We start from the raw sequence: 12,247 nt of genomic DNA, 5'->3' as shown, positions 1-12,247 counted from the left end.
TCCTGACGGTGTGGCGGCCCGACGGTGTGGTGGCCTCGGGTCAGGTCACGTCGTCGTAGCCGTTGACCCGGTCCGGACCGGACTGCTCGGGCAGTGTCCGGCCGGCGGAGACGGCCTCGGCCTCGCCGATGTCCTCGGGGGTGAGATCCAGGTCGGAGGCCTCGTCGTCGTCGGGGCCCTCGGCCTCGCGGCGGCGCTTGCGCCTGTCGTTCATCAGCGAGAAGGCGACCGCGCCGAAGTACAGCACCCAGATCGGTCCGGCGAGCGCCAGCATGGACAGCGGGTCGGTGCTGGGCGTGGCCACGGCAGCGAAGACCGTGATGCCCAGGATCATCGCGCGCCACCAGCCGAGCATCCGCCTGCCGGTGATGATGCCGGTGAGATTGAGCATCACCAGGAGCAGCGGCAGCTCGAAGGAGAGACCGAAGACGATCACCATGCGGGTGACCAGCTGCAGCAGGTCGTCGAGCGGCAGCAGGTTGTCCACCCCGTGCGGGGTGAAGGTGATGAGCACCTTCGCGGTGGTCGGCAGGACCTTGTACGCGAAGAACGCGCCGCCGAAGAAGAGCGGGACGCCGGTACCGACGAACGCGTAGGCGTACTTCTTCTCGTGCTTGTGCAGACCGGGCGCGACGAAGGCCCACAGCTGGTACAGCCAGATCGGCGAGGCGAACACCACGCCGGCCATCAGGGAAACCTGCAGGGCCAGTGTGAAGGGCGCGAGCAGACCGTTGATCGTGATCTGTGCGCACGGGTGAGAGCTGGCCTTGGACTTGGCCAGTTGCTCGAAGGTCTCCCCGCACCCGACCGAGTCGAGAACCGGTCTGGTGAGGAAGTTGATGATGTCGTTGTAGAAGAAGGCGGCGACCACCGTGATGACGATGATGGCCAGCATCGCTTTCGCGAGCCGGTTGCGGAGCTCACGAAGGTGATCCGCGAGAGGCATCCGCCCCTCGGGATCCTTCTCCTGTTTGCGGGCAGACTTGGGCAACCCACGTCCTCATCTCGTGCGGCGGGCCGGGGGCTACCGGCCCTGCGTCAGCGCTGGGTGGTGTCCGTCGGCTCGTTGACCGGCCGCGAGCTGGTCACGTCGCCGGGAGCCGCCTGGATGGTGCGCTGCGCCGCGGGCTGCTCGTTGGTGGTGGGCGCCTGGGCGGAGGCGTTGCCCTCTTCCTTCATCGCCTTGGCCTCGCTCTTGAGGATGCGCGCGGACTTGCCGAGCGAGCGGGCCATGTCCGGAAGCTTCTTCGCGCCGAACAGCAGGATGATGACGACGAGGATGAGAATGATCTCGGGAGCTCCGAGCCTTCCGAACATAAGTCTTTACCTTCTCACCGAGGCGGCTGGGTGGGTGCTGTCCGATCCGTCGGACATGTGTCCGAGTGATCGTGCTGACAGCGATCGTAACGCTCAGGGGTAAACGTGAGGCAATCCCCGTGCGTACTCCCGGTCAGCGGTACGGGCCTCGTTCTCCGCGCCGCGATCAGCAGCGTACCTGCCGGGGTGGGCAGCAGGACAGGGCGAAGTGACGCAAAACGCTTGCGGCTCGGTACTCACAGTGCGTCCACAAGGGCCGTCACAGTGAGTCGACGGTGCGGGCCGCGCTCACGGCCGCCCGCTCCAGGTCCTCGGCCGCCCGGTTGATTCGGCGCGCCGAGTCCGCGACCTGCGCTCCCAGGCGCCGCGCCTCCAGGAAGACCCGGACGGCGAGCACGCCGAGGACGGCGAGACCCACGAAACCCACAGCTATCGCGAACATCGGCCAGAACATGAGGGCGAGCCTAACCCCCGTCACACCGTCGAGTGCAGCCGCAGCGTCTTGACCCCGCCCCCGGTCAGCAGTTCGACGATGCGTTCTCCCGCCGGCTTGCGGACAGAGACCCCGCAGTCCGGGCACGTGAAGGAGTAGAAAGTCGTACGGCTGGTGGCGCCGATGGCGAGGCGCAGGGCGCCCGCGGAGAGTTCGAACCTGCCCCGGCAGTCCGGGCAGCCCGCCTTGAACACCACGGGGACCACTCTCTTCATCCCCGCGAAAGCGGCCGCGACCGTCATTTCCCTGGCACCGGACACCGGAGACTCGCTCAAAGCTCTCGCTCCTCTTTCTCTGGTCGTTCGCCTCTGGGACGCCACAGCCGGCGTCGGCCACGGCGGCGGCCCGGGCCGCCGCGTCGCAGCCGGTCAGCCGGCTCCCTGCGCCGCCTCCAGCCCGTCGTACGCGGCCAGCGCCTCGCGGGCCGCCTGCCGGGCGCTGTCGGCGAGCTCGGGCGGCGAGACGATCCGGCCGTCACGGCCCAGGCGCAGCGCCAGTCGTCTCAGCGACGCCGGGTCGGGGGTACGCAGAGTAATACGCAGCCCGCCGTCGGGAAGCTCATCGGCGCTGTCGTGGGGGTAGTACTCGGCGACCCAGCGGCCGCCCGGGGCGACCTCGACGACGACCTCCGGGTCCTCGGCGGCCGGCTGGACCAGGGCCTGGGACAGATCGCGCAGCTCGATCTCCGGCGGCGCGGACGGCTCGTCCAGGATCCTGATCTCCGCGACCCGGTCGAGCCGGAAGGTGCGGCGCGCCTCGGAGCGGCGGCACCAGGCCTCCACATAGGTGTGCCCGACGCTGACCAGGCGGATGGGGTCGATCTCGCGCTCGGTGACCTCGTCACGGGCGGGCGAGTAGTAGCGGATCCACAGCCGGCGGCGCTCGGAGATCGCCCGGTCGACGTCGGCGAAGACACCGCCCTCGGACTCGAAGGTCACCGACAGGCGCGCGCTGGCGCCCGCCGCCTCACCGGCCGACGCCTCGACCTTGGCCGTCGCCCGCAGCAGGGCCTGCCGGTCGCCCTCGCGCAGACCCGGCAGGGTCGCCACCGCGCGGGCGGCCACCAGCAGCGCGGTCGCCTCGTCGGCGGCCAGTCTGAGCGGCTCGGCGGCCTCCGCCCCGAGGGCGGCGGGGTTGTGCCACCAGATGCGCTCGCCGTCGGTGTCGATGTCGAGCAGGTCGCCGCCGCGGAAGCTGGTGCCGCACATGGGCAGCACGTCGAGGTCGGAGACCAGCTCGTCCTCGCTGATGCCGAAGGCACGCGCGACGTCCGCGACCCGGGCGCCGGGGCGCTCCCGCAGATAGGTCACCAGGGAGAGCATCCGCCGGGTCTGGTCGATGGCGTTCACGGCCCTGACCGGTTTGCCTGCCACTGTCTTGCTCCGCTCCCCCTCAGCCCTTGGCCACGGCACGCAGCCGGTCCACCACGTCCGCACGCAGCTCGGCCGGCTCCAGCACCACCACGTCCGGCCCGAACTCCACCAGCCAGGCGTCCAGCCCGTGCCCGTACGGAATCTCCAACTCGTCCCACCCGTCACCGAGTTCCCGCACCGCGGTGGCCTTCGCCCGAAGGGGGTACCCCGAACCCGAGCGCAGCCGGATCAGCGCCGAGCGGTCGGCCGTCTCGCCGGCCCAGCTCGCGACGGTCTCGCGCACCGTGACGACGTCCGGCACCGGCGCCGTGAAGCCGGTGCCCCGGGAGCGGACCCTGCCGGGGATCCGGGACAGCCTGAAGACCCGCTCTGCGCCCCGGTCGCGGTCCCAGCCCGCCAGATACCAGTGGCCGCGCCAGCACTCCAGGGCCCACGGCTCCACATGCCGGGTCTCCGGGTGGGCGGCGTTGGCCTTGCGGTAGTCGAAGACCACCGGGCGGCGGTCGCGGCAGGCCAGCATCAACGGCTCGAAGGCGGCCTCGTGCACCGGGATGCGCGGCTCCAGGGCGCCATGGGCCTCGTACGGGTCGACGTCCTCGGGCAGCCCGGCCGCGCGCAGCTTCTGCAGGGCGCCGCTGGCCGCACCCGCGAGCCGGGCCTGCTGCCACACCTTGGCGGCCAGCCCCAGCGCGGCGGCCTCCTCGGCGTCCAGGGTGATGGGCGGGAGGCGGTTGCTGTCGCGGCGGGCCAGATAGCCGACCTCGCCGTCCAGGTTCTCGACGGTCTCGATGACCAGGCCCAGCTCGCGCAGGTCGTCCTTGTCCCGCTCGAACATACGGTTGAAGGAGTCGTCGCTGCCCGCTTCGAGATAGGCCTCGATGGACTCACGCAGCTCACGCTTGCTGAGCGGCCGCCGCGTCCCCAGCAGACACAGCGCCAGGTTCATCAGCCGCTCGGCCTTGGCAATGGCCATCGACGCCCTTCGCCTCCCTATGGTGCTTATGATCGAAGACCGTACCGCTCCGCGGTGGCGCGGCAAAAGCCGAGGGCCCATGCCGAGTCAGGCATGGGCCCCAGATGATCGACTCCGATCGGACGACGATCAGACCCCGAGCAGGTCCACGACGAAGATCAGCGTCTCACCGGGCTTGATCGCCGGCGTCGGGCTCTGGTTGCCGTAGGCGAGGTGGGCCGGGATGGTCAGCTGGCGACGGCCGCCGACCTTCATGCCCTGCACGCCCTGGTCCCAGCCCTTGATGACGCGCCCGCCGCCCAGCGGGAAGCGGAACGGGGTGCCCCTGTTCCAGCTGGCGTCGAACTCCTCGCCGGTGCTGAAGGCGACACCCACGTAGTGGACGGTGACAGTCTGACCCGCCTTCGCCACCTCGCCGTCGCCCTCCCAGATGTCCTTGATCTCAAGGTCCGCCGGGGGCTCGCCGCCCGGGAAGTCGATCTCGGGCTTGTCGATGCTCACGTCTCTAGCTCCTGCTTGTGTACGACACGGAACGCGAACAGTCTTTCATCTCCGCCCGGGTCCTGCCCGCGACGGCAGGCCCCGGACGGCGGGCTCCGCCCGCACCGCTACATCGCCGCGAGGATGTCCACGGAGAACACCAGGGTGGACCCCTTCTTGACGACACCGCCGGTCGGCGGGTTGTCGCCGTACGCCAGGTCCGGCGGGACGACGATCATCACCCGGCTGCCCACCTTCTTGCCGGTCACGCCCTGTGCCAGACCGTCGACGACCTGCTTCATCTGCTCCACCGAGAACTGGCTCAGCCGTCCCGAGTCGTACGTCTGCTGGAACGTCTGGCCACCGTCCCAGACCACGCCCTTGAACTGGCACAGGATCGTCTGGTCCGCCTTGACCTCGGCGCCGTCGCCCTCCAGGACGTAGTTCGACACCAGCTTCTTCGGCGGGTCCGTCTTGGGGATGTCGATCGAGGGAGCCTTGCCGTCGGTGTTGGTACCCACCTTCGGCAGGGCCGCGTCGCTCTGGGCGACCGGCTTGCCCTGGGAGGAGCTCTTCGAGTTGAAGGAGTCCAGCACGTCGACGACGAACACCAGCGTGTCCGTGCCCTTGATGCCCGCCTGCGAATTGCCCGACTTGCCGTAGCCCCACGTCGGCGGCACCGCCATTTCGACGCGGCTGCCGACCTTCTTGCCGGTCAGCGCGTACCGCCAGCCGTCGATCACGCTGCCCTGCGCGAGCTGGATGACGATCGGCCGGTTGCGGTCGTAGGAGTTGTCGAAGACCTTCCCCGAGGACCAGATCTGGCCGAGGTAGTTCGCCTGGATGAAGTCGTTCTCCGCGATCGGCTTCCCGGAGCCCGCGATCACCGTCTTGACCGCGAGGTTCGGCGACGGCTCCCCCGGCCCCTTGGCGACCGTCGGCTTCTCGTTGAACTTGGTGCCCGCCGTGATGGCCGGCAGCGGGCCCTCCACGATCTTCGGCGGTGGCACCGAGGCCGAGGGCGACGGCGACGCGCTCGCCTTGCTGGAGTCGGACTTGTCGTCACCGCATCCGGCGAGCGTGACCAGTCCTGCGGGCAGGGCGGCAAGGAGAAGTGAGCGTCGGCGCACGGTCATGACCTCGTAATCGGTCGATCTTGATGATGGCGTGCGCGCAACTCTACGGCGTGACAGGGGCGCCGTACGGAAACGTACGGCGCCCGTGTGGCGTTCCGGCACTCTGGTGCGGAAACGCTCCGCTCACCTCATACCGATCACATTCCTGCGATCAGCTTCTCCACCCGGTCGTCCACCGAACGGAACGGGTCCTTGCACAACACCGTGCGCTGTGCCTGATCGTTCAGCTTCAGATGTACCCAGTCGACCGTGAAGTCCCGGCGCTGTTCCTGCGCGCGCCGGATGAAATCGCCGCGCAGCCTGGCCCGAGTGGTCTGCGGGGGCACCGACTTGCCCTCGAAGATCTTCAAGTCATTGCAGATCCGGGCGGCTTGACCGCGCTTCTCCAGCAGGTAGTACAGGCCACGACGACGGTGGATGTCGTGGTACGCGAGGTCTATCTGCGCGACCCGCGGATGCGACATCGTCATATTGTGCTTGGCCCGGTACCGCTCGATGAGTTTGTACTTCATCACCCAGTCGATCTCGGTGCCGATCCGGTCCAGATCCTCCGCCTCGATGGCGTCCAGCGTGCGGCCCCACAGCTCCAGGACCTGCTCGACCGTGCCGGTGCGGATCCCGCGGCGCTCGCAGAAGTCCACGGCCTTCTCGTAGTACTCCCGCTGCACCTCCAGCGCGGAGGCCTCCCGGCCGCTGGCCAGGCGCACCTTGCGCCGGCCCGTGATGTCGTGGCTGACCTCGCGGATCGCCCGGATCGGGTTCTCCAGGGTCAGATCCCGCATCACCGTGCCCGCCTCGATCATGCGCAGCACCAGGTCCGTCGCGCCGACCTTCAGCAGCATCGTCGTCTCGGACATGTTCGAGTCGCCCACGATGACATGCAGCCGGCGGTAGCGCTCCGCGTCCGCGTGCGGCTCGTCCCGGGTGTTGATGATGGGCCGGGAACGGGTCGTCGCCGAGGAGACGCCCTCCCAGATGTGCTCCGCCCGCTGGCTCACGCAGTACACCGCACCCCGCGGCGTCTGCAGCACCTTGCCCGCGCCGCACAGCAGCTGCCGGGTCACCAGGAACGGAATGAGGATGTCGGCGAGCCGGGAGAACTCCCCGTGCCGCGCCACCAGATAGTTCTCGTGACAACCGTAGGAGTTGCCCGCCGAGTCCGTGTTGTTCTTGAAAAGGTAGACGTCGCCCGCGATTCCCTCCTCGTGCAGGCGTCGCTCCGCGTCCACCAGAAGCCCTTCGAGAATGCGCTCTCCGGCCTTGTCGTGGGTGACCAGTTCGATCACATTGTCACATTCGGGTGTCGCGTATTCCGGATGTGACCCCACGTCGAGATAGAGCCGGGCGCCGTTCCGCAGAAAGACATTGCTGCTACGACCCCATGACACGACACGGCGGAAGAGGTACCGCGCCACCTCGTCAGGCGACAGGCGGCGCTGTCCCCTGAACGTGCACGTGACGCCGTACTCGTTCTCCAGCCCGAAAATGCGGCGGTCCATGACTGAACATTACGCCCGATCCCCTGAGCTGAAACGGGGTTCGGCAGCACGATTTGGATCATTTTCCGATGAAGCCGCAACCACCGCACCCCCAGCGGGAGCTGCGAGGACCCGCCCGGTGGCCAGCAGAACCAGCAACGACACGGCCCCCGCCGCACCCGGCACCGCGAAGCCCCACAGCGCGCCACCCGACTGGACCACCGGGCCCGCCACGCCCGTTCCCACCGACGCGCCCACCGTGAACGTCGTCACGAGCCAGGAGAACGCCTCGGTGACCGTACCGCTCGGCGCATGCCGGTCCACGATCACGAACGCACAGGCGATGGCCGGCGCCAGGAAGACTCCCGCGACCACCGTGAGCAGCACCATCGCCACCGCGCCCGGCATCAGCATCAGCGGCAGGTAACACACCGCCAGAAGCCCCACCAGGACCCTGAGTCGCCGCTCCGGCGCGCCGGCCCACCGCCGCGCCCCGTACACGGACCCGCCCAGCAGCGCGCCAAGACCCAGCGCCGCCATCAGCCAGCCGTACACCGCGTCACCGCCGTGGTCGTCCGCGTACGGCACGGAGGCCACCGTGATGGAGCCCATCGCGATGCCCACGAACAGGAACGAGCCCAGCAGCGCCAGCAGCCCGGGCGACCTGAGCGCGCCCAGCCAGTGCGCCTCGCGCGGCGCCGAACGCCATGCGCGCGAAGGCGGCGAGACGACCACGGACAGCGCCCCCAGCACGCCGACGGCGCTCAGGACGAGCAGCGCGGCCCGCTCCGACCACAGCGACACGCACAGCGTCACGAGCAACGGCCCGACCGTGTACATCACTTCCTGGGCCACCGCGTCCATCGCGTACGCCGTGTGCACCTGCCCCTCCCGGCGCAGCACCGAGGGCCACAGAGCACGCAGCCCGCCCTCCAGGGGCGGAGTGAACAGACCCGCGCCCGCGACCGTCGCGTACGCCACGGGCAACGGGTCGGTGCCCGCGAAGGCGAAGGCGGTCATCGAGAGGGCCGACAGGACCGCGGCGGGAAACTGCACGCGCGGCTGCCCGTACAGGTCCACCAGACGCCCCAGCACCGGCTGTCCCACGGCGTTGGCCACTCCGTACACGGCCGCCAGGGCGCCGGCGAGGCTGTAGGTGCCGCCCTGCGCGCGGACGAACAGCACCATCGCGATCGCCGCCGTGGCGTTCGGCAGCCGGCCCACCAGCGTGCCCACCAGCAGCCGGGCCGCGTGCCTCGCCCTGAGGATCTCCAGGTATCCCGCGGCCATGCCCCACCCTCAAGTTTTACGTATAACTTCCACTCTCATACGTACCATGTGCGCTGTTCGGCCGTCCAGACGACGAACAGCACGGGACCCTACGAAGGAGCACATCCACGGTGTCACGCAGCAGCACGCGCCCCACAAGCCGTGACGTGGCACAGGCCGCCGGGGTCTCCCAGGCCGCCGTCTCGCTCGTGCTCGGCGACAAATGGCGCGGCCGCGTCGCCGAAGCCACCGCCGAACGCGTCCGCGAAGCCGCCCGCGAACTCGGCTACCGGCCCAACCTCGCCGCCCGCAACCTGCGCCTGGGCCGCACCCGCACCGTCCTCCTCGTCGTCCCGGCCCTCACCACCGAATTCTTCGCCGGCGTCTACACCGGCGCCGCCCGAGTCGCCGCCCAGCACGGCTTCGGCGTCGTCCTCTACCCCTCTCCCGAAGGCATCGGCCCCGCCCGCGACCCCTTCGCCTCCGCACAGGCCGCCCTCGACGGCGTCATCGCCTCCTCCATGGCCGCCGACGCCCTCACCGCCATCCGCGGCGACCAGCTCCCCCTCGTCATGCTCGACAGCGACCCGGAAGGCAGCCTCGGCGCCGCCACCGTCAACCTCGACATCACCGACGGCGTCCGCCAGGTCGCCGACCACCTCCTCGGCCTCGGCCACCGCCGCTTCCTCCACCTCGCCGCCGACATCGCCTCCTGGACCTTCGAGGTACGCGCCCGCGAACTGGCGGCACGCATCGGCACCGTCCCCGGCACGGACCTCCGCACCGTCCACGCCCCCATCTCGATCGAGGGCGCCCTCACCGCCACGGAAGCCGCGCTGACCCAGCCCGGCCCCCGGCCCACCGCCCTCGTGTGCGACGACGACAAGCTCGCAGCCGGCGCCTACAAGGCACTGCGCCGCCGAGGCCTGCGCATCCCCGACGACATCTCCGTCACCGGCCTCGACGACCTCGCCCTCGCCACCGCCATCGACCCCGAGCTCACCACCGTGCGCCTCGACGCGGAAACCTTCGGCGAACGCGGCATGCAGGCCCTCCTGGCCGTCCTGGAGGGCCGCGAGCCCGCCGGCGGCGACATCCCGGTGGAACTGGTCGTACGAGGCTCCACGGCGCCGCCACGGGACGCCTGAGGCCCGCCGCTCACCCCTCGGTCCCGCCCGCCATCACGACCGCGCCCCGGCCGATGACAACCGGCCGGGGCACACGGGGCGAGGTGAGACGCGGAGCTACTCCTCCTCGGAGCTCTCCGCCTCCGTGGCCGCACCGTCCGCCTCCAGCAGGCGGGACAGCTGACGGCCGACGATGCGCTTGAACTTGCGCTGCTGCGGACGCGTCCGGTCCAGCACCGCGACCTCCAGGCGCTCCGCGGGAATCTCCCGCTCACTGCCGTTCGTATCGCGGGACAGGGCCTGCACGGCCAGCTTCAGCGCCTCGGCCAGACTCATACCGTCCTGGTGACGCTGATCGAGAAAACTGCTGATCTGCTCGGCGTTACCGCCCACCGCAACCGAACCGTGCTCGTCCACGATCGACCCGTCGTGCGGCAGCCGGTAGATCTGGTCACCCTCCGGCGTCTCCCCGACCTCGGCCACCACCAGCTCCACCTCGTACGGCTTCTCGGCCGCACTGGAGAAGATCGTGCCCAGCGTCTGGGCGTACACGTTGGCCAGACCCCGGGCGGTCACATCGTCCCGGTCGTAGGTGTAACCCCGCAGATCGGCATAGCGGACACCGCCGATGCGCAGATTCTCGTACTCGTTGTACTTGCCGGCGGCCGCGAAGCCGATCCGGTCGTAGATCTCGCTGAACTTGTGCAGCGCGCGGGACGGGTTCTCACCGACGAAGACAATGCCGTCGGCGTACTGCAGCACGACCAGGCTGCGGCCACGGGCGATGCCCTTGCGGGCGTACTCCGCCCGGTCGGCCATGGCCTGCTGGGGTGAGACATAGAACGGCGTCGACACCGGTTATCCATCCCTTTCTGTCGAAGTCACTGGACCACCTTCACAAGACCGGGCGCCGGGCTAGAGCAGAGCGGCCCGCGGGCCGTCCGGCTCCTCCAGACGCCGCGCCAGCACCGCACGGGCGATCTCGGAGGACTCGTCCTCGGTCAGCCGGCGGAAACCGTCCTCGGTGATCACGGTGACGATCGGGTAGATCCGGCGGGCGACATCGGGACCACCGGTCGCCGAGTCGTCGTCTGCCGCGTCGTACAGGGCCTGCACCACGAGCGTGGTGGCCTGGTCCTCGGTCAGATCCTCACGGAACAGCTTCTTCATCGCACCGCGCGCGAAGATCGAGCCCGAGCCGGTGGCGGCGAAGTTGTGCTCCTCGGAGCGGCCGCCCGTCACGTCGTAGGAGAAGATCCGCCCCTTGGCCCGGTCCACGTCGAACCCGGCGAACAGCGGCACCACGGCCAGGCCCTGCATCGCCATGCCGAGGTTGGACCGGATCATCGTCGACAGCCGGTTCGCCTTGCCCTCCAGCGACAACTGCGCGCCTTCGACCTTCTCGAAGTGCTCCAGCTCCAGCTGGAAGAGCTTGACCATCTCGACGGCCAGACCGGCGGTGCCGGCGATACCGACGGCCGAGTACTCGTCGGCCGGGAACACCTTCTCGATGTCCCGCTGGGCGATGACGTTGCCCATGGTGGCCCGGCGGTCACCGGCGAGCACGACGCCCCCCGGGAAGGTCACGGCGACGATGGTGGTGCCATGGGGCGCCTCGATCACACCCTGCGTGGGCGGCAGCTGCCGCTTGCCGGGCAGCAGCTCGGGCTGGTGCTCGGAGAGAAAGTCCATGAAGGAGGAGGACCCTGGCGTCAGGAAGGCAGCTGGTAGACGCCCGGTGCCACGAGTATTGGCTTCCACGAGTTTCCTTCCAGATAGGCGGCGGCCCGGCGTACGGCGTCGGGATCGTCACCCAACTTGCCGATGGCCGAATTGCAGTTGAAGCACAGTACGCCACGGACCCTACCCGTCTTGTGGCAGTGATCCACATGTACGGCCGGGGCCTTCAGACAGATCACGCAGAGCCCCTTCTGAGCGGCGACCATCGCGTCACGCTCGGCTTCCGTCATGCCGTACTGGCGCTTCAGGTGACGCTCACGTCCCGCGACAGCTCGGCACGCTTTACAGCGCGTCGACAGCCCATCGGGGGCCGACGCATTCTTGTCCCACTCACTACACGGCTTGACCTCGTCACACCCCAGGCAGTGCTTGTGCCCCTCGGGCACATTCACTCGGCGAACCTTCTTGCCCTGAGCCTCGCGGCCCCGCCGGTAGGCCTCTGCCCCGCATTCGCGGCAACGATCCTGAAGCCCATCGAGCTTGGACCTGTTGGCCGCGAATGCGCTGGTGGGGAGTGTCCGCTTGCATGCCGAGCACGACTTCCCGACATCCAAATCGGACATTTACCGCTACTCCCCACCTTTCTGTACAAATGAGCGCACGAAGTCCTCCGCATTTTCCTCGAGGACGTCGTCAATCTCGTCCAGGACGGAGTCCACGTCGTCCGACAACTTCTCGTGCCGCTCCTTGAGGTCGTCGGAAGCCTGCGCGTCCTGCGCCTGCTCCTCGACCTCCTCCGTGGAGCGTGTCGCCTTCTGCTGGCCGCCGCCGGTGTCCTTGGTCGCCATTACCCTCACCCCGCTCAGTTCGCCCGACATGGTCGACAGGTCGGCATTCCTGCCGATCGGTGATGATCAGACC

At 69.2% G+C, this 12,247-nt stretch carries 15 protein-coding genes; 1 reads left to right on the top strand and 14 read right to left on the bottom strand.

All coding sequences use genetic code 11. The features are described 5' to 3' along the window. Nucleotides 1–40: 40 nt before the first annotated feature. The 10 genes from tatC to AB0I54_RS16550 form a co-directional block, all read right to left on the bottom strand. Nucleotides 41–991 carry a twin-arginine translocase subunit TatC gene (tatC, locus tag AB0I54_RS16595; RefSeq protein WP_363296697.1) on the bottom strand — a complete coding sequence of 317 codons (951 nt, stop codon included), beginning with the start codon at nucleotides 989–991 and terminating at the stop codon, nucleotides 41–43. A gap of 47 nt (nucleotides 992–1,038) precedes the next feature. Continuing rightward, entirely contained in the window at nucleotides 1,039–1,317 is a 279-nt protein-coding gene (tatA, locus tag AB0I54_RS16590) for a Sec-independent protein translocase subunit TatA (RefSeq protein ID WP_316754967.1), read from the bottom strand. Nucleotides 1,318–1,576: 259 nt separating this feature from the next. Next, complete coding sequence (locus tag AB0I54_RS16585; RefSeq protein WP_316754966.1) at nucleotides 1,577–1,771, bottom strand: hypothetical protein; 195 nt, start codon at nucleotides 1,769–1,771, stop codon at nucleotides 1,577–1,579. 20 nt (nucleotides 1,772–1,791) lie between these two features. Beyond that, nucleotides 1,792–2,085 carry a hypothetical protein gene (locus tag AB0I54_RS16580; RefSeq protein ID WP_363296696.1) on the bottom strand — a complete coding sequence of 98 codons (294 nt, stop codon included), beginning with the start codon at nucleotides 2,083–2,085 and terminating at the stop codon, nucleotides 1,792–1,794. Nucleotides 2,086–2,178: 93 nt separating this feature from the next. After that, the gene (locus tag AB0I54_RS16575) at nucleotides 2,179–3,183 is read right to left on the bottom strand and encodes a WYL domain-containing protein (RefSeq protein WP_363296695.1); all 1,005 of its coding nucleotides are present in this window, start codon (nucleotides 3,181–3,183) and stop codon (nucleotides 2,179–2,181) included. A 19-nt stretch (nucleotides 3,184–3,202) separates the two neighbouring features. After that, nucleotides 3,203–4,156, bottom strand: a complete 954-nt coding sequence (locus tag AB0I54_RS16570; RefSeq protein ID WP_363296694.1) for a WYL domain-containing protein — start codon at nucleotides 4,154–4,156, stop codon at nucleotides 3,203–3,205. Between the two features lie 129 nt (nucleotides 4,157–4,285). Next, on the bottom strand, nucleotides 4,286–4,657 hold the full coding sequence (locus AB0I54_RS16565; protein WP_006132299.1) for an FKBP-type peptidyl-prolyl cis-trans isomerase: 372 nt from the start codon (nucleotides 4,655–4,657) through the stop codon (nucleotides 4,286–4,288). A gap of 107 nt (nucleotides 4,658–4,764) precedes the next feature. Continuing rightward, nucleotides 4,765–5,766, bottom strand: a complete 1,002-nt coding sequence (locus tag AB0I54_RS16560; protein WP_363296946.1) for an FKBP-type peptidyl-prolyl cis-trans isomerase — start codon at nucleotides 5,764–5,766, stop codon at nucleotides 4,765–4,767. A 143-nt stretch (nucleotides 5,767–5,909) separates the two neighbouring features. Beyond that, a complete protein-coding gene (gene pafA, locus AB0I54_RS16555; protein WP_363296693.1) occupies nucleotides 5,910–7,271 on the bottom strand; it encodes a Pup--protein ligase in 1,362 nt (453 codons plus the stop codon). Between the two features lie 9 nt (nucleotides 7,272–7,280). After that, the gene (locus tag AB0I54_RS16550) at nucleotides 7,281–8,540 is read right to left on the bottom strand and encodes an MFS transporter (protein WP_363296692.1); all 1,260 of its coding nucleotides are present in this window, start codon (nucleotides 8,538–8,540) and stop codon (nucleotides 7,281–7,283) included. Between the two features lie 110 nt (nucleotides 8,541–8,650). Between AB0I54_RS16550 and AB0I54_RS16545 the strand changes: the two genes are divergently transcribed. After that, complete coding sequence (locus AB0I54_RS16545; RefSeq protein WP_363296691.1) at nucleotides 8,651–9,667, top strand: LacI family DNA-binding transcriptional regulator; 1,017 nt, start codon at nucleotides 8,651–8,653, stop codon at nucleotides 9,665–9,667. Between the two features lie 96 nt (nucleotides 9,668–9,763). On the opposite strand, the gene prcA is transcribed toward AB0I54_RS16545, so the two are convergent. Genes prcA through AB0I54_RS16525 form a run of 4 tightly spaced genes read right to left on the bottom strand, consistent with a single transcriptional unit; the run spans nucleotide 9,764 to nucleotide 12,174 of the window. Continuing rightward, nucleotides 9,764–10,501 carry a proteasome subunit alpha gene (gene prcA, locus AB0I54_RS16540; protein ID WP_263206871.1) on the bottom strand — a complete coding sequence of 246 codons (738 nt, stop codon included), beginning with the start codon at nucleotides 10,499–10,501 and terminating at the stop codon, nucleotides 9,764–9,766. A gap of 60 nt (nucleotides 10,502–10,561) precedes the next feature. After that, on the bottom strand, nucleotides 10,562–11,407 hold the full coding sequence (gene prcB / locus AB0I54_RS16535) for a proteasome subunit beta (protein ID WP_316754947.1): 846 nt from the start codon (nucleotides 11,405–11,407) through the stop codon (nucleotides 10,562–10,564). Beyond that, entirely contained in the window at nucleotides 11,359–11,949 is a 591-nt protein-coding gene (locus tag AB0I54_RS16530; protein WP_363296690.1) for an endonuclease VII domain-containing protein, read from the bottom strand. The genes prcB and AB0I54_RS16530 overlap by 49 nt, the downstream gene beginning before the upstream one ends. A 6-nt stretch (nucleotides 11,950–11,955) precedes the next feature. Next, nucleotides 11,956–12,174: a ubiquitin-like protein Pup gene (locus AB0I54_RS16525; RefSeq protein ID WP_363296689.1), complete on the bottom strand. Its 219-nt coding sequence runs from the start codon at nucleotides 12,172–12,174 to the stop codon at nucleotides 11,956–11,958. Between the last annotated feature and the right edge of the window lie 73 nt (nucleotides 12,175–12,247).

The organism is Streptomyces sp. NPDC050625 (assembly GCF_040654755.1).
In the GTDB taxonomy this organism is placed as follows: domain Bacteria; phylum Actinomycetota; class Actinomycetes; order Streptomycetales; family Streptomycetaceae; genus Streptomyces.
This window is presented reverse-complemented; position numbering and strand designations above follow the sequence as displayed.